Origin of the sequence: Chryseobacterium sp. CH25, assembly GCF_004119455.1 — a bacterium.
Lineage (GTDB): Bacteria > Bacteroidota > Bacteroidia > Flavobacteriales > Weeksellaceae > Chryseobacterium.
The window spans coordinates 22,149-37,973 of the sequence record NZ_NRQT01000015.1 but is presented as its reverse complement, the minus strand read 5'-3'; the positions used below and the strand labels follow the sequence as shown (position 1 = coordinate 37,973).

At 35.3% G+C, this 15,825-nt stretch carries 16 protein-coding genes; 8 read left to right on the top strand and 8 right to left on the bottom strand.

Features of this window, described 5'->3' with window-relative positions; all coding sequences use genetic code 11:
• The first annotated feature begins 51 nt into the window (after positions 1–51).
• The 7 genes from BOQ64_RS22320 (at position 52) to BOQ64_RS22290 (ending at position 5,753) form a co-directional block, all read left to right on the top strand.
• Complete coding sequence (locus tag BOQ64_RS22320) at positions 52–690, top strand: DUF47 domain-containing protein (protein WP_129059380.1); 639 nt, start codon at positions 52–54, stop codon at positions 688–690.
• Positions 691–713: 23 nt separating this feature from the next.
• Positions 714–1,856 (top strand): inorganic phosphate transporter, encoded by a 1,143-nt coding sequence (locus BOQ64_RS22315; RefSeq protein WP_129059379.1) that lies wholly within the window; start codon positions 714–716, stop codon positions 1,854–1,856.
• A gap of 109 nt (positions 1,857–1,965) precedes the next feature.
• A complete protein-coding gene (locus BOQ64_RS22310) occupies positions 1,966–2,301 on the top strand; it encodes a hypothetical protein (RefSeq protein ID WP_129059378.1) in 336 nt (111 codons plus the stop codon).
• A 161-nt stretch (positions 2,302–2,462) separates the two neighbouring features.
• Entirely contained in the window at positions 2,463–3,434 is a 972-nt protein-coding gene (locus BOQ64_RS22305; RefSeq protein WP_066698708.1) for a polyprenyl synthetase family protein, read from the top strand.
• A 74-nt stretch (positions 3,435–3,508) separates the two neighbouring features.
• The gene (locus BOQ64_RS22300) at positions 3,509–4,462 is read left to right on the top strand and encodes a GSCFA domain-containing protein (protein ID WP_129059377.1); all 954 of its coding nucleotides are present in this window, start codon (positions 3,509–3,511) and stop codon (positions 4,460–4,462) included.
• Positions 4,459–4,980 carry a DUF4269 domain-containing protein gene (locus tag BOQ64_RS22295; RefSeq protein WP_129059376.1) on the top strand — a complete coding sequence of 174 codons (522 nt, stop codon included), beginning with the start codon at positions 4,459–4,461 and terminating at the stop codon, positions 4,978–4,980. The genes BOQ64_RS22300 and BOQ64_RS22295 overlap by 4 nt, the downstream gene beginning before the upstream one ends.
• 5 nt (positions 4,981–4,985) lie before the next feature.
• Entirely contained in the window at positions 4,986–5,753 is a 768-nt protein-coding gene (locus tag BOQ64_RS22290; RefSeq protein WP_129059375.1) for a TatD family hydrolase, read from the top strand.
• 48 nt (positions 5,754–5,801) lie between these two features.
• Here the strand turns inward: BOQ64_RS22290 and BOQ64_RS22285 are convergent, their stop codons facing one another.
• From BOQ64_RS22285 to BOQ64_RS22270, 4 genes are all read right to left on the bottom strand, one after another.
• Positions 5,802–7,112 (bottom strand): DEAD/DEAH box helicase, encoded by a 1,311-nt coding sequence (locus BOQ64_RS22285; RefSeq protein ID WP_129059374.1) that lies wholly within the window; start codon positions 7,110–7,112, stop codon positions 5,802–5,804.
• Positions 7,113–7,320: 208 nt separating this feature from the next.
• On the bottom strand, positions 7,321–8,304 hold the full coding sequence (gene obgE / locus BOQ64_RS22280; RefSeq protein WP_129059373.1) for a GTPase ObgE: 984 nt from the start codon (positions 8,302–8,304) through the stop codon (positions 7,321–7,323).
• 64 nt (positions 8,305–8,368) lie between these two features.
• Complete coding sequence (locus BOQ64_RS22275) at positions 8,369–8,947, bottom strand: adenylate kinase (protein WP_065393543.1); 579 nt, start codon at positions 8,945–8,947, stop codon at positions 8,369–8,371.
• A gap of 125 nt (positions 8,948–9,072) precedes the next feature.
• The gene (locus tag BOQ64_RS22270) at positions 9,073–9,627 is read right to left on the bottom strand and encodes a phosphoribosyltransferase (RefSeq protein WP_045494079.1); all 555 of its coding nucleotides are present in this window, start codon (positions 9,625–9,627) and stop codon (positions 9,073–9,075) included.
• A gap of 196 nt (positions 9,628–9,823) precedes the next feature.
• Between BOQ64_RS22270 and BOQ64_RS22265 the strand changes: the two genes are divergently transcribed.
• Positions 9,824–11,413 (top strand): ABC-F family ATP-binding cassette domain-containing protein, encoded by a 1,590-nt coding sequence (locus BOQ64_RS22265; protein ID WP_129059372.1) that lies wholly within the window; start codon positions 9,824–9,826, stop codon positions 11,411–11,413.
• Positions 11,414–11,647: 234 nt separating this feature from the next.
• On the opposite strand, the gene BOQ64_RS22260 is transcribed toward BOQ64_RS22265, so the two are convergent.
• From BOQ64_RS22260 to BOQ64_RS22245, 4 genes are all read right to left on the bottom strand, one after another.
• Positions 11,648–12,166, bottom strand: a complete 519-nt coding sequence (locus tag BOQ64_RS22260; RefSeq protein ID WP_129059371.1) for a HEAT repeat domain-containing protein — start codon at positions 12,164–12,166, stop codon at positions 11,648–11,650.
• Positions 12,167–12,177: 11 nt separating this feature from the next.
• The gene (locus BOQ64_RS22255) at positions 12,178–12,441 is read right to left on the bottom strand and encodes a zinc ribbon domain-containing protein (protein WP_129059370.1); all 264 of its coding nucleotides are present in this window, start codon (positions 12,439–12,441) and stop codon (positions 12,178–12,180) included.
• Between the two features lie 242 nt (positions 12,442–12,683).
• Positions 12,684–13,364, bottom strand: a complete 681-nt coding sequence (locus BOQ64_RS22250; protein ID WP_228448526.1) for a helix-turn-helix transcriptional regulator — start codon at positions 13,362–13,364, stop codon at positions 12,684–12,686.
• Positions 13,365–13,608: 244 nt separating this feature from the next.
• Positions 13,609–15,774: an outer membrane beta-barrel family protein gene (locus BOQ64_RS22245; protein ID WP_129059369.1), complete on the bottom strand. Its 2,166-nt coding sequence runs from the start codon at positions 15,772–15,774 to the stop codon at positions 13,609–13,611.
• Between the last annotated feature and the right edge of the window lie 51 nt (positions 15,775–15,825).

Here is a 15,825-nt window from a genome sequence, read left to right as displayed (position 1 = left end):
ATGGGCGATCCTTTTTTAAGAAATTTGCACACGAATTATAAATACTAAAAAATGGGAATTGGTAATATTTTCCACGCTTTTCAACCAAAAGATAAAATCTTCTTTGTACTTTTTGAAAAGGTAACTGAAAACCTAGTTGCAATGTCTGAAGAATTCAACCACGGAATCAAAGATTTTGATCTTAACGACGATTCAATGTTGAAAAAAATGAGTGATTTCGAACATAAAAATGACGAGCTTACTCACGAAATCTTCGTAGAACTGGGAAAAAACTTCATTACTCCTTTTGACCGTGAAGATATTCACACATTGGCAACAGGATTAGATGATATCGCAGATTATATCTATGCTTCTACAAAATATATTTTCTTATATAAATCTCCTGAGATGAAAGCTTATTCAGATTTCTCTCTATTGATTCACAAAGCATGTCTTGAAATCCAGAATGCAATGAAAAATCTTAAAGGGTTTAAGAACATGGAGCAGGTGAAAGAAGCTTGTATTAAAGTAAACTCTATTGAGAACATTGCAGATGACCTGCTTTCTAACTCAATGGTAGATTTATTCGAAACTAATGATGCCATCAACATTATTAAAGTTTCATCGGTATTGAACTATCTTGAAATCGTAACGGATAAAGCAGAAGATGTTGCCAATACAATTGAGAACATCATGATTAAATACGCCTAAAAGATAACAATACATAGCAAAAAATGGAATTTCCGATTTTACTTGTAGTTATTATTGCGTTGGCGTTAATCTTTGATTATATCAATGGTTTCCATGATGCAGCCAACTCGATTGCAACTATCGTATCTACAAAAGTTTTAACTCCATTCCAGGCTGTACTTTGGGCAGCTCTTTGGAACTTCGCAGCTTTCTTTATTGCTGCTTACATTATTGGAGAATTCAAAATTGGTAATACAATTGCCAAAACAGTTAACGAGAATTTTATCACGCTTGAAGTTATATTTTCCGGTTTGGTGGCAGCCATTGCCTGGAACCTATTAACATGGTGGTTTGGAATTCCTTCCTCATCATCACACACCCTGATTGGTGGATTCCTGGGAGCAGCTTTAATGCATGCTTTTATGATGGATTATCATGATGTGGCAGCAGCACAACCGGGACTTGGATTCTGGGATACAGCTAAGGAAGCGATGAGCCAGGTTACTCACCAGAGTGTTGTAAAGTTTGATAAAGTAATTCCTATTTTCCTGTTCATTTTCATGGCGCCGATCATAGGGATGATTATCTCGATCATTATTACATTAATTATTGTTCACCTTTATAAAAAATCGAACCCGCACAAAGCAGATCAGTCTTTCAAAAGACTTCAGTTGGCTTCTTCAGCTTTATTCAGCTTAGGTCACGGTTTGAATGATGCTCAGAAGGTAATGGGGATCATTGGAGCAGCTGTAATTTACTATCACGTAAATATGCTTCAGGATGTACAGTATCTGAATGTTCCTTCTGCAGAACGTTTTGATTACTTTGCACAGCACTATATCTGGGTTCCTTTAGTATCCTTTATTGCCATTGCATTAGGAACAATGAGCGGTGGTTGGAAGATCATCAAAACAATGGGAACAAAGATCACTAAAGTAACTTCATTAGAAGGAGTAAGTGCAGAAACTGCAGGAGCAATTACTTTATTTATCACAGATCACTTCGGTATTCCTGTATCTACAACACACACCATTACAGGTTCTATCATCGGGGTAGGATTAACGAAAAGAATTTCAGCGGTAAGATGGGGTATTACAGTAAGCTTACTTTGGGCTTGGGTATTAACCATTCCAATCTCAGCATTAGTAGCTGGTATCACTTATCTTATTGTAACTTTCCTTTCCTAAGAGAAAAATCACAATTATCATATAAACTTTGTCCAAAAGGGCAAAGTTTTTTGTTTTTTTAAGTTGGTTTAAAAGAAATTTTGGTCCTTGACCTCAATTAGATTAAATTATGAAAATATTTATTTTTTTAAGCTTGTTGATGTTGGTATCTGCATGTGGGGAACCAGATTGCAATAATGTGAAACAGGCATACTATCCTGATGAATATAATTTGATTGTGGGAGAATCAAGTATAGATAACACATGGATCAAAATTACAGGTTATGATCCCATAACAAATGAAAAGTCAAAAATTATGGTTCATAATAATTGGCTTTTTGATTATAACGAAGTTGAAACGGGAGATACAATAATGAAAAGAGAGGGAAGATTGGAACTTGCTATTCATAAAAAAGATACTATTATCAGGTATGATTGGTATTGTGGAGGAAAGCCTTATAAGTAAATTAAATATTTACCTAACTGGTATTATCAGATTAAATAAAAGAAATTACTTCAGTTGAGTATGATACTTTCTTTTATGGCAGAAAACTTTGTCCATTGTACAAAGTTTTTTGTTTTATAAAGCCCTGAAAAATCGTATTTTTGTTCAAATTATAAGATTTTATGGAATTTTTAGACAGATACCAGCAGATTGTTGGGGACGCCATCAATAAGTACACTTTTAAAGATAAACCTACGGAGCTGTATGAGCCGATGAACTATATTATTTCCCATGGTGGAAAACGTCTTCGTCCCATTATGGTGCTGATGGCTTGTGATCTGTTTGGTGGAGACCTGAAGCAGGCAATAAAACCAGCTTTGGCGATCGAGTTTTTCCATAACTTCACCCTGATCCACGATGATATTATGGATGAGGCGCCTTTAAGAAGAAATAAACCTACAATCCACACTTTACACGGGATCAATGTAGGGATTCTTTCAGGAGACGGATTAATGCTTAAAGCTTATAAATTCTTTGAAGATCTTGAACCTGAAATTTTCAAGGCTTGTATCAGAATCTTTACCCATACAGGACTTCTTTTATGTGAAGGGCAGCAGTATGATATTAATTTCGAAACTCAGGAAAATGTAACTTTTGATGATTACATCAGAATGATTACCTATAAAACCGGAGTATTGAGTGCTTCTTCTTTTGAAATCGGAGCCTTGATTGCAAGAGCTGACTTTAAAGATGCAAAAGCAATTTTCAACTTCGGAAAACACATCGGAATTGCCTTCCAGATTATGGATGATTATCTTGATGTATTCGGAGATCAGGCTCAGTTTGGTAAAAAACACGCAGGAGATATCTATGAGAACAAGAAAACAGTGCTTTATCTATTAGCAAGAGAACATGCTACAGAAGAAGAAAGAAAAGAACTGGATTACTGGTATTCTAAAAAAACAGACAATATCGATAAAATCTATGGGGTTGAAAAGATATTCAGAAGAACGAAAGTAGATGAGAAAGCCCTTCGTCTGATTGAAAAACACAACGAAATCGGTCAGAGCTATCTTCAGAAAATTGACATTCCTGAGGAGAAGAAAAAGCCATTCATTGAGCTTGCTAATTATTTATTGAGAAGAGAAAGCTAAATAAGATTGCAGATGATAGGGAGTAGGTAGCAGAATTGCCTGCTACCCATTGTCTGTCACCTAAAATCTATACAATGAAGTTCAGAACAGAAGTTGATATTCCGAAATCAGAGAAAAAAATAGAAATTGAAGATAGAATATTCTCAATTGGTTCCTGTTTTGCCTCTGAAATGACCGAATTGCTGAAAGATGGGCAACTTCAAACCCTCAATAATCCTTTTGGGACAATTTTTAATCCCTTTTCTATCAATAATGCGGTAAAAAGACTTCATGATTCGGAATTTTATATTGAAGATGAACTTATTACGTATAATGAAGAATATATCTCATTAGACCATCACACCAGCTTTGATACAAGGTATATTCATCAGACACTGGATAAGATCAATGGTAAGATAGAAGCTGGAAATGCCTTTCTTCAGGAAGCTGACTGGATTATTATTACTTACGGATCTTCTTTCATTTATGAGTTTCTTCCAAAGCAAAAATTGGTAACCAACTGTCACAAGATTCCACAAAAATTCTTTGAAAAGAGGCTGCTGTCCCATCAGGAACTTACAGGCTCCATTTACAATACCATTCTGGAATTTAAAGATATCTGTAAAGAAGGAGTCCAGATTTTATTTTCTGTTTCTCCGGTAAGGCATACCAAAGATGGAATGGTGGAGAACCAGTTGAGCAAATCCAAATTAATCACAGCCATTCATGAGTCTATTTCTCTGTTTGAAGACTGTCATTATCTGCCGGTTTACGAGATTTTAATGGATGATTTGAGGGATTATCGTTTCTATAAGGAAGATATGATTCATCCAAGTACTCAGGCTGTTAATTATATTTTTGATAAGTTTGGAGACTCTTATTTTTCAGATGAAACCAAAGAATTTATCAAAGAAAACTTTAAGATTATGAGAGCGTTGGAGCATAGAACCAATGATGTAAAAGATCCTAAGTTTATAGAATTCAGAGAAAAACTGGATCAGAGAATAGAAAACCAGAGGAAAAAAGTAAAACATACCATATTCAGATGATTGATTTCACAAAGATTGACTATCTGAAGCATGGAAATGAAAGACAGAGAAGAGCTTATGAACTTCTTACAAAACACCGTATTTTTGAAAAACTCAGATATTATTCACCAATCTTAGCAGGAACTATTCCTATTGAAATTGATATAGAAGGAAGTGATCTGGATCTTATTTTTGAGGTAGATTTAAGGTTTGAAGAGGATTTTTTGGATGATTTAATGTTGAGTAAGTTTATCCCATACGATGTAGGAGTGGAATATCCCATTGTAAACGGAGAAAAATGTATTACATTAAATTTTGTACTGGAAGATTTTCCCATTGAAATTTTCGGACAGAATAAGCCTACAACTCAACAGAACGCTTATCTTCATATGATAGCTGAATATAAAATATTACAGGCAAAAGGAGAAGAATTTAAACAGAAAATAATAGAACTTAAAAAACAGGGAATTAAAACAGAACCGGCTTTCGGAATGCTGCTGGGGCTTGAAAATCCTTATGAAGAGCTATTAAAATTGTAAATAAAATGATTGATACACATACCCATTTATACGCAGAAGAGTTTGATGAAGACAGAAAAGAAGCTATTCAGAGAGCTTTAAATAAAGGAATTACAGAATTTTATCTTCCTGCTATTGACTCAGAATCCCATGAGAAAATGTTGCAACTGGAAACAGAATATCCGGGACAAATTTTTTCAATGATGGGGCTTCATCCTTGCTATGTAAAGCCAGAATCCTGGGAAAAAGAGCTGGAAATTGTTAAAAACTATCTGGATCAAAGACATTTTCCTGCGATAGGAGAGATCGGAATAGATCTGTATTGGGATAAAACAACGTTGGATATCCAGATAAAAGCTTTTGAACAGCAGATTGACTGGGCTATAGAAAAAGACCTTCCGATTGTAATCCATACCAGAGAAAGCTTTGAAGAAACATTTGAAGTCCTGGAAAGAAAAAAACATCCGAAATTAAGAGGAATTTTCCACTGCTTTTCTGGAAATCTGGAACAGGCGCATCATGCAATTGATCTGAATTTTATTTTAGGGATTGGTGGAGTAGTGACCTTCAAAAACGGTAAAATAGACCAGTTCTTGGGTGAAATTCCTTTAGATAAAATTGTGTTGGAAACAGATTCACCTTATCTGGCTCCGGTTCCTCACAGAGGAAAAAGAAATGAGAGTTCATATCTTGATCTTGTAGCCGGAAAACTTGTTGATATTTATGGTAAAGATTTCTCTGAAATAGATAGAATTACTACGGAGAATGCAAGGAAGATGTTTGTCAATAATTGAAAATATTTTATAAAATAAGAATCCCTCTCAAAAATGAGAGGGATTTTTTTATTTCTTTCTGGTGAAATTCTTATTCTTAGGTTTTTTAAATCCAGTAGAAGGAGTTTCGGAAGGGTTTGGCTTCTTTTTATTTCTATTATTAGGTCTGGAATTATTATTAGGTTTTTTAGATCTTTCAGCACCTGCCGGAACCGGTTTATTGTTAGAATCCCTTTTCTGTACTACAAGATCATCTGTATGGAACGGATGATTTTTGATAACAGGAATCTTTTTTCCGATCAGTTTTTCTGTGCTTCTCAGGTTAAGAAGATCCAATCCGTCAACAAAAGAAATAGAAGTTCCTTCTGCTCCGGCTCTACCTGTTCTTCCAATTCTGTGTACATATGTTTCAGAAACATCAGATAATTCAAAATTGATAACAAATTTCAGTTCATCAATATCAATTCCTCTTGCTGCAATGTCTGTTGCTACAAGAACTCTTGTTTTTCCTGATTTGAAGTTATTAAGGGCATTCTGTCTTGCATTTTGAGATTTGTTCCCGTGGATCGCTTCTGCAGAGATATTGTCTTTCTGAAGCTTTCTTGCAATTTTATCGGCACCATGTTTTGTTCTGGAAAATACCAATACAGAATCTGCAATATCGTTTTGCAGGATATGAGAAAGAAGGTTCAGTTTGTTCTCTTTTTCTACAAAGTAAACAGATTGCTGAATAGTGTCTGCAGTAGAAGATACAGGGGTAACTTCTACCTTTACAGGGTTATTCAGAATAGAATTAGCTAATTTCTGAATCTCTCCCGGCATAGTTGCAGAGAAGAATAGAGTCTGTCTTCTTTGTGGTAAAAGTTTGATGATTCTTTTTACATCATGTACAAATCCCATATCAAGCATTCTATCTGCTTCATCAAGAACGAATATTTCAAGATTTTTTAAGCTGATAATACCTTGAGCAATAAAGTCAAGAAGTCTTCCCGGTGTAGCCACCAAAATATCCACTCCTTTTTTTAGAGCAGCTTCCTGGTTTCCCTGTTTAACTCCACCGAAAATAACAAGTTCCTTTAGGGGAAGATATTTACCGTATGCATGAATATTTTCCTCAATCTGAATTGCCAATTCTCGGGTAGGCGTAAGGATTAAGGCTTTAATATTTTTGTTTGGTATTTTATTTTTAGATAGATTCTGTAAAATTGGAATAGCAAATGCTGCTGTTTTCCCTGTTCCGGTTTGTGCACAGCCTAAAAAGTCCCTGCCTTGTAAAATTTCAGGAATAGATCTTTCCTGAATGGGTGTTGGAGTTGTATATCCTTGTTCCTGGATTGCCTTAGCAATAGGTTCTATTAAGTTTAAGTCTGTAAAATTCAAATGAATTATTTTAAAATTTAAATAAAAATTCCCTCTGTCTGAAAGAATTACATCCTGCAAAGGTAGGTTAAAATTTTAAGAAATTGATTTTAAGCTTCAATAACCTAATTTAAGTACTGGTTGGGTTTATTCGCAGCCAAAAAATAAAGAGAAACAAAACAGTTTCTCTTTATTTATATTTTAAAAAATCAAATTCTCAAATCTGAGACTATCCGTGTAACTGTTTCCAGATAGCATCCTTCAGTTCTACAAGACCTTCTCCGGTAACTCCTGAAAAGAATAAAGGCTGTTTATTCTCTGGGAATTCAGCGGAAATTTCCTTTTTCAGCTCATCATCCAAAAGATCGGATTTTGAAACGGAAATAATGAAATCTTTATCTAAAAGTTCAGGATTGTATTCCTTTAATTCATTTTCCAGAATTTTAAACTCTTGGAAGTGATCCTCAGCATCTGCTGGAATTAAAAATAACAGGATAGAGTTTCTTTCAATATGTCTCAGGAATCTGTGTCCTAATCCTTTTCCTTCCGCTGCTCCTTCAATGATTCCTGGGATATCAGCCATTACAAACGATTTGTAATTTCTGTAATCCACGATACCAAGGTTAGGAGTCAGAGTGGTAAAGGCATAATTGGCAATTTTAGGTTTTGCCGCAGATACAGATGCCAGAAGTGTAGATTTTCCGGCATTCGGAAATCCAACCAATCCTACATCGGCTAAAATTTTAAGCTCGAAGACGATATAGCCTTCCTGACCGTCCATTCCTGGTTGAGCATATCTTGGAGTCTGATTGGTAGAAGATTTGAAGAATTCGTTTCCTCTTCCTCCTTTTCCTCCTTCCATCAAAATGATTTCTTGTTTGTCTTCAAGAATCTCACCGATAATTTCTCCTTCTTCATTTTTAGCGATAGTTCCAATAGGAACATCAATATAAATATCAGAACCGTCAGCGCCGGTAAGCTGGTTTTTTGCTCCGTTTTCACCACGCTCTGCTTTTATGTGGCGGGTGTATCGAAGCGGAAGTAAAGTCCATTCCTGAGCATTTCCTCTCATGATAACGTGGCCACCACGACCTCCGTCACCACCATCGGGACCTCCTTTAGGAATATACTTTTCACGGCGAAGGTGGGCAGAACCAGCACCTCCGTGTCCGCTTTTACAATGGATCTTTACGTAATCTACAAAGTTAGACATATAGTATTTGTTACGAGTTGCGAGCTACGGGACGAAAATACGAATCCCGTATCCCGAATCTCGATTATTTAATTTTCTCTACTTCAGCAAAAAGTTTCTCGGAAATTTCGTTAATTTCTCCTACACCGTTTACTTCAACATATTTACCCTGTTGCTTGTAAAGTTCGGCTACTTCAGCTGTTTTAGTATAATATTCTTTAATTCTGTTTTCGATGATCTCTACATTGCTGTCGTCTGATCTACCGCTGGTTTCTCCTCTTTTCAGAAGTCTTTCCACCAAAATTTTATCCTCTACGATTAATGAAAGACAGATGTCTATCTCATCATTAAGCTCTTCTTTAACGATTTTTTCCAATGCTTCTGTCTGAGCAGTAGTTCTTGGATATCCATCAAAGATAAAACCATTAGTATCGGTAGGTTTTCTGATCTCGTCAATCAGCATATCTGTTGTTACCTGATCCGGAACCAATTCTCCCTTATCGATGTAAGACTTAGCCAGTTTTCCAAGTTCAGTGTCATTTTTCATGTTGTATCTGAAAAGATCACCTGTTGAAACCTGCTTTAGATTGAATTTCTCGATTAGATTCTGAGCTTGTGTTCCTTTTCCACTTCCTGGAGGGCCGAACAGAACGATGTTTATCATAATGTTGTTTCGCTTCCGGCAATTAGCAACTGCTTTTTTGCTTTTAGCTTTATTTAGTTAATATTTTACTTTATTTCGATTGAATATTTAAAGCTAAAAGCCAGTAGCTGATAGCTATAGGCATTTTAATGATTAATTTGTCCGTCTTCTAATTGATATAAATTAGGTAGGTTTCTTCCCAATTCATCGTAATCCAATCCGTAACCTAGAACAAATTTATTTGGAATTTCTTTTCCAATATAATCCAGTTTGAAATCCTTCTTGTAAATCTCAGGCTTCAGTAAGAAACTTGCCAGTTTTACAGATTTAGGACGCTGTGTTTCCTGGAAGTATTTGAAAAGACTTTCAACGGTATTTCCTGTATCAACAATATCTTCTACAAGAATAATGTGACGGTCTTTTACATCTTTTGTAAGTTCCATTTTTTGGTAAACAATCCCTGTAGATTCAGTTCCCACATAAGAACTCATTTGAAGAAAAGCGATTTCGCATTCCCCAGGATAATATTTTAAAAGATCTGAGAAGAACATGATTACCCCATTCAAAACACCAATGAAAACAGGAACTTCGTCTTTGTAATCTTCATAAATTCTTAATGCTGTCTCTTTTACAATTTCCTGAATTTCGGCATCCTTTAAATAAGGAACGAAAGTTTTGTCGTGAACTTTAATACTTTCCATAAAAAATTTTAGTAGTTGGCAAAGTTACGGATTTTTGATTTTTCATTAAAATCTTTTTGTGTTTAATCGTGGATTTATACTATATTTGTTCCTTCAAAACCCATAAATACAGACATGTAGGATATAATTTCTTTCAGATTCAATGAAGCGGTAGCCAATGAGTTGCCGGTGTTTAACCTTTATTAAGAAAGAAATCATGATTTTACTACAAAATATATCCTTTGGGTTTCCGGGAGGAAATCTCCTTTTTAATCATATCAATTTAACAATACCATCTTCTTCCAAATCAGCTTTGGTAGGAAGCAACGGCATGGGAAAATCTACCCTGCTGAAGATCATAGCGAATGAAATACAGCCACTGGAAGGAACTGTAAACATGCAGGGTGAAATTTTCTATGTTCCCCAAATGTTCGGAAATTTTAATCATTTAACTATAGCAGAATGCTTGAATATAGACCAAAAGCTTTTAGCCCTCGAAAAAATTACCAGTGGGGAAGTAGATGAGCACTATTTTGAAATTCTGAATGACGACTGGGATGTTGAGGAACGTTGTCAGTATGCATTACAATATTGGAATCTTCAGGATTTTGACCTAAATCAGAAGTTGGAAGGTTTAAGTGGCGGTCAAAAAACGAAAGTTTTCCTGGCGGGAATTCAAATTAATCAACCCGATATAATTATTTTGGATGAACCTACTAACCATCTGGACCTGGAAGGAAGAAAACTATTGTATGACCTTATTGAAAAAATTAATGCTACCATTGTTATTGTAAGCCATGACCGGATGTTACTGAATCTTGTAGATACGATTTTTGAGCTAAGCAATCAGGGAATTGCCACTTATGGTGGAAATTATGACTTCTATACTGAACAGAAAGAAGTAGAAGACGAAGCATTACAAAATGATATTCATGCTAAAGAACGAGCTTTAAAAAAAGCGAAAGAGAAAGAACGCGAAACCATAGAACGAAAACAGAAACTTGACGCCAGAGGAAAGCAGAAACAGGAAAAATCCGGGGTTGCCAGAATTATGATGAATACCCTTCGGAATAATGCTGAAAAAAATACCTCGAAGCTGAAAAGTGTACATGCCGAAAAAATCAGTGGCATTTCAGGGGATTTAAGAGATTTACGATCTTCTGTCAGGAATTCAGATCAGATGAAAGTGAATTTCAATGATTCCGGATTACATTCAGGGAAGATTTTAATGACAGCAGAGGATATTAACTTTAGCTACGGAGAAAAAAAGCTTTGGAAAGATAATTTCGATCTTGAAATAAGAAGTGGAGAGAGAATTTCCATTAAAGGAGACAATGGTTCAGGAAAAACAACCCTTATCAAGCTTTTGTTGGGAAGTATACAACCATCTGTTGGAAATATTAACCCTACTGAATTCAACAGCATTTACATAGACCAGGAATATTCATTAATTGATAATGAACTGACTCTTTATGATTTTGTACAAATATTCAATGATAGTGCTTTACAGGAATCGGAAGTGAAGACACTGCTGTCACGGTTTTTATTCAGCAAGGATACATGGGACAAAAAATGTGGAGTTTTAAGTGGCGGGGAGCGTTTGAGGCTGCTTCTGTGTGGACTTTCCGTTAGTAATAAAGCTCCGGATATGATCATCCTTGATGAGCCCACCAATAATCTGGATTTACAGAATGTGGAAATTCTTACCAATTCTATTAAAGATTATAAAGGAACATTGTTGGTGATCTCACATGATGCAGTTTTTCTTGAAGAGATTGGAATTGATAAGGAAGTAGTGCTGGAATAATTTGTTTCTCGCAGATCACACAGATTTCGCAGATGTTTATGGATAAATTTTATCTGCTGGATCTATAGAATCTGCGAAAGATGATATTGGGTTTATATTTGGAAATTCAATAGGAGTGGGCTTTAGCTCGCTTTACAATAAAAGATTTAAAAATCAATGGGCTTTAGCCCAAATCTAAAAAACAAAATCCTGAAAATAGCTTTCAGGATTTTTGATATCTATCAATTCAAAAAATTATTTCTTAGTTTTCTTAATGGCATCCAGATAAATTTTCTTAATGCTGTTCTTTTCCTCTTTCTCACTGATATTTTCTAGTGCCGGGAGTAGTGTGGCATTGTGTGCAGTTTTCAGTTTCAGAATTTCTCCCAGAGCAAATGCTGCACTCCAGCGGACAACAGTTCCTTCGTGTTCAGTGTTGGTCATTAGGTTGGTGATGGCCAGCTCCAGATTCTCAGGAAATAATTGTGCAGTATTACCAATCACTTTGGCACTTTCCCATTTTATTCTGGGAGCTTTTTCGGTAAGGGTATTGCTAACGAATGTGAACACAGTTTCATCTGCCAGATTAGGATTTTGCTTAGTAGCATACTCCATAGCCTCTATGCAGGTTCCTTTTATTGGGTCTTTTGCTTTTTCTGCAAAGGCGATCAGTTCATCTGTGGGTAGAGAAGTATCAAGGATCCATTTGCTGATGATCTCTGTTTTTTCCTTTGCTTTAGTGGATTTGTCTTTAAAAAGCTCTTCTATGGTCATGGTGTTTGATTTTAATTTTTCCAGCGTTCTAATTTAGGGATTCCTTTTGAAAATAAACCGGCCAGAAAACCGGGAAATCCCATATCTTTCATTTTGTTTTTTACAAATTCCTGCATTTCCATTGCTGTAATATCAGATTGTTTAAACTGTCCTTTTTCATAACAGAAATCACAATACTTTGTACTGATTGAACCATCAGCATTGGTTCCACCACCATTAGGAGATTTTTTCAGAGGCATTCCGCAGCTCTGGCAATTTTTGTATACTTTATCCATGTTGTATTATATTTTGGACAAAGGTAAATGGGGCCACTGTCAACCTTATGTCAGTCTGTTTTTTTATTTAAAAGTCAGGAAGAAGGAAGCTGGGAGAGGGGAGTTATGGTTGTCGGGAAGGGTTTTTGCAGTTTATTTATTAATTTTTAAGGATAGAAAAATAAAAATAGTAATTGGAATGCTCATTAGAAGCAGGTTGTCTAAGAGAAACTTCCAGCATCTCTCTTCCAGCTTCCAACCCTCTACGTCAATGAATTAATATATTCCTCAAGCGTAAAATGTACTTCTTTTTTGAATGGTAGCCCTGTATTCTTCAACTCCTGAATTTGTAAAACCTTAAAATCTCGGTATTCATTTCTTTTCCAGCACCAGGCGATCAGATGCCATTGGTTGGTGTAAAAACTCATTCCAATAGGTTCAATTTCTCTTTCACTGGCTTCACTGGAGTTATTGAGATAGCTTATTTTTAAAGTCTGTTTATCAACAATGGCATTCTGGATGATGGTAAGATAATCTTTACTATGATCGGTTTCAGGAGAAATATAGATACCAATCTTTTTCTGTAACAGATCTGCTTTTTCTTTTTCGGAATATCTCAGAACCGATTTTATTTTGTCTATCGCATTAGAAACATTCTTTTGTGCAGTCTTATCCGTATAACGCTCTGAAAGCTTAGCGATCATGATAAGAGCATTAGCCTCATCAGAGGTCAGAAGAACTGGAGGAAGAAAAAATCCCTGCAAAACTGTATATCCTTTCTGAGGTTCGTAATCAATAGGAACTCCAATTTCACCTAGTGCCTTAATATCTCTGTAAACCGTTCTGATACTGATCTCATATTTATCAGCAATATAATCAGCCGTTACAAACTTTTTGGATTGTAAGGTGGTAAGCACGGAAATCAGTCGGTCAATTCTGTTCATTATTATTTTAAAACATGAGTTCCAAAAATATAAAATTATTAGAAATGTCATTGCAAGCGAAGCAATCTTAACAAATCCCAATCGATGTATCGATCGGGATTTGTCATTCTGAATGAAGCAACGCGTAATGAAGAATCTCAACATAGAAACAGATCATACAGAAGAAAAAATAATCCATAAACATCTGCGAAATCTGTGTAATCTGCGAGAATATCATCAACATTAAGAATAATAAAATAGAAACTTATTGATTCATCCTGTTTCTTTCCTCATCATTCCCAAAATTTCTATCCTTAGATTTCAGATCATTATTTCCAAATCTATAATTTAATGAAATTCTGAAACCTCTTGTGAAGTTATTATTTCTGAAATTAGTTTCAATACCATTAGACTGATAAGAGATTAAAGGTCTCTGGCTGTTCAGAAGGTCAGTTCCGGTAAGTGATATCGAAAACTTTTTGTCCAGACACAGGACTTTTACAGTAATATCCAGAATATTCATTGTAGAAATATGGAATATCTGATATCTGCCGGGAAGCTGTAAACCATAGTTAACACTTAGAGAAACCGTTTTTTTCTTATTAAGCGTAAAATCATTATTGCTGTACAGATAAGCATTGTACCCATCAATAGAGGCGGTGTAAGGAACTTTGGATTTTACATTCTGATAGTTAATATTAAACCCTGAAAAACTATTCCACCATTTTACAGCACTGAAATTATAGGAGGTTGAAAAGCCAATCTGATAAGTGTCTGCATAATTGACAGGAGTATTTCTGGTAACATTGGTTTCCGGATTTAATATAGATAATGCCTGTCCGAAATCTGAAACTTTGGAATAGTATAATGAAGAAGTCCATTTTTGCCCTTTGATATAAGAAAACTCGAGATTGTCAATGATAGAAGGCTTTAGGTAAGGGTTTCCTTCAGAATAGTAAAGCGGACTTGTTCTCACCACAAACGGATTCAGGTAATCAAAATCCGGACGTCTGATTCTTCTGTTATAATTCAATGAAAAAGAATGATTGGTATTCATGGTATAGGTAAGGTAAGCTGTTGGGAACAGTTTGATATAATCATTCTTATCAGTCTGATTGCGGTTTTCAGAAAATCCAATGGTTTGAGTAGCTTCAGCGCGTAATCCAAGTTTAGCTTCCCATTGACTGCTGAATTTTCTGCTCAATGAAAAATATAAAGCCTCATTATATTCCTTATAAATGAAAGTATTGGACTGATCTGTATCAAGTATAGCGCTTCCTGTTTCTTTATTGTGAGCTAAAAAATTATTATCCGTACGGGTAAAAGAAAAACGACCTCCAAAATTAAGATCTGCCCAGGAAAGTTTGGTTTCAAGATCTGCCTTTCCTGAATAATTTCGGATTTTGTTTACATTGGAATTCAATGCTGAAAAATAAGTACCTGGAAGCATTTGCATTTGAGTATTAAGCTCACTGCCGTAGAAATCTCTGGTATCATCCCTTTTATATTCAAAGAAATCCAAATCTGTGGTCAGTACAGTTTTTGTACTGTCTGTTTTTATGGTATTGAACCAGTTTAAACTGTTGATATTAGGTTTGTTGGAAGATTCAGTTTCAGAAGAAATGAAAGACTCGGGTTGAGAAGTTTGATAATTTATTCTGGAGGTAAGCGGTGAACCTGAAACATTTTCTTTGCTGAAACTTCCCAAATATTTTACTCCGGTTATCCATTGATCCGTGATTTTATAATCAGCTCCAAAGCTGATTCCCAGATTTTTATTTTTACTGGTACTCAGGTTGTCCATAGACCATAATTCATTTTGATAGTAAGTATTGGATTGAGAGTTTGAGCGAGATTTTTGTTGCTCCACATACACGGAAGACTGTAGAGAAAGTTTTCCATGATTATAATTAAACATTCCCTGAACACTGTTTCCTGCATAGAATCTTTGGGTATAATTGGTACCAACACTGGCATTCCATGAATTGTTTTTAGCGGTTTTAAGTTTAATATTAATAATTCCGTTATTTCCTTCTGCTTCATATTTTGCAGGAGGAGAAGTGATCACCTCAATGCTTTTAATATTATCTGAAGGAATGGTTTTCAGAAAAGCAGCCACTTCACTTGCCGGAATCTTTTGAAGACGGTCATCAATCATAATCAATACTTCACCTTTTCCAACAATAGAAATTGCTTCATTTTGAACTCTTACCATAGGAGCAGATTTTAAGGCATCCAAAGCATTCCCACCCGTTGAAGCAGTTGAATTTTCAACATTATAAATCAGACGGTCAACTTTTCTTTCAATGATTTTTTTCTGTTTTTTGATCACAACGGTTTCTAAAGAAGTTTCATTGGTGGTTTCTTTTTCCTGAGCATTAATTGTATTTAGGACTAAAAGAAGCAGAGCCGGAAGAAGTAAAGTTTTCATAGTATTTGTCTTTATTTTTCAGCAAAACTGCAGCTTTGGACCACCGGAAAC

What these genes read in the sequence shown, in the direction of transcription:
- BOQ64_RS22245 (WP_129059369.1), bottom strand. Translation starts at nt 15,774, where the DNA reads ATGAAAACTTTACTTCTTCCGGCTCTGCTTCTTTTAGTCCTAAATACA.
- obgE (WP_129059373.1), bottom strand. Translation starts at nt 8,304, where the DNA reads ATGTCTAACTTTGTAGATTACGTAAAGATCCATTGTAAAAGCGGACAC.
- BOQ64_RS22320 (WP_129059380.1), top strand. Translation starts at nt 52, where the DNA reads ATGGGAATTGGTAATATTTTCCACGCTTTTCAACCAAAAGATAAAATC.
- BOQ64_RS22315 (WP_129059379.1), top strand. Translation starts at nt 714, where the DNA reads ATGGAATTTCCGATTTTACTTGTAGTTATTATTGCGTTGGCGTTAATC.
- BOQ64_RS22275 (WP_065393543.1), bottom strand. Translation starts at nt 8,947, where the DNA reads ATGATAAACATCGTTCTGTTCGGCCCTCCAGGAAGTGGAAAAGGAACA.
- BOQ64_RS22305 (WP_066698708.1), top strand. Translation starts at nt 2,463, where the DNA reads ATGGAATTTTTAGACAGATACCAGCAGATTGTTGGGGACGCCATCAAT.
- BOQ64_RS22255 (WP_129059370.1), bottom strand. Translation starts at nt 12,441, where the DNA reads ATGGATAAAGTATACAAAAATTGCCAGAGCTGCGGAATGCCTCTGAAA.
- BOQ64_RS22290 (WP_129059375.1), top strand. Translation starts at nt 4,986, where the DNA reads ATGATTGATACACATACCCATTTATACGCAGAAGAGTTTGATGAAGAC.
- BOQ64_RS22310 (WP_129059378.1), top strand. Translation starts at nt 1,966, where the DNA reads ATGAAAATATTTATTTTTTTAAGCTTGTTGATGTTGGTATCTGCATGT.
- BOQ64_RS22250 (WP_228448526.1), bottom strand. Translation starts at nt 13,364, where the DNA reads ATGAACAGAATTGACCGACTGATTTCCGTGCTTACCACCTTACAATCC.
- BOQ64_RS22265 (WP_129059372.1), top strand. Translation starts at nt 9,824, where the DNA reads ATGATTTTACTACAAAATATATCCTTTGGGTTTCCGGGAGGAAATCTC.
- BOQ64_RS22260 (WP_129059371.1), bottom strand. Translation starts at nt 12,166, where the DNA reads ATGACCATAGAAGAGCTTTTTAAAGACAAATCCACTAAAGCAAAGGAA.
- BOQ64_RS22300 (WP_129059377.1), top strand. Translation starts at nt 3,509, where the DNA reads ATGAAGTTCAGAACAGAAGTTGATATTCCGAAATCAGAGAAAAAAATA.
- BOQ64_RS22270 (WP_045494079.1), bottom strand. Translation starts at nt 9,627, where the DNA reads ATGGAAAGTATTAAAGTTCACGACAAAACTTTCGTTCCTTATTTAAAG.
- BOQ64_RS22295 (WP_129059376.1), top strand. Translation starts at nt 4,459, where the DNA reads ATGATTGATTTCACAAAGATTGACTATCTGAAGCATGGAAATGAAAGA.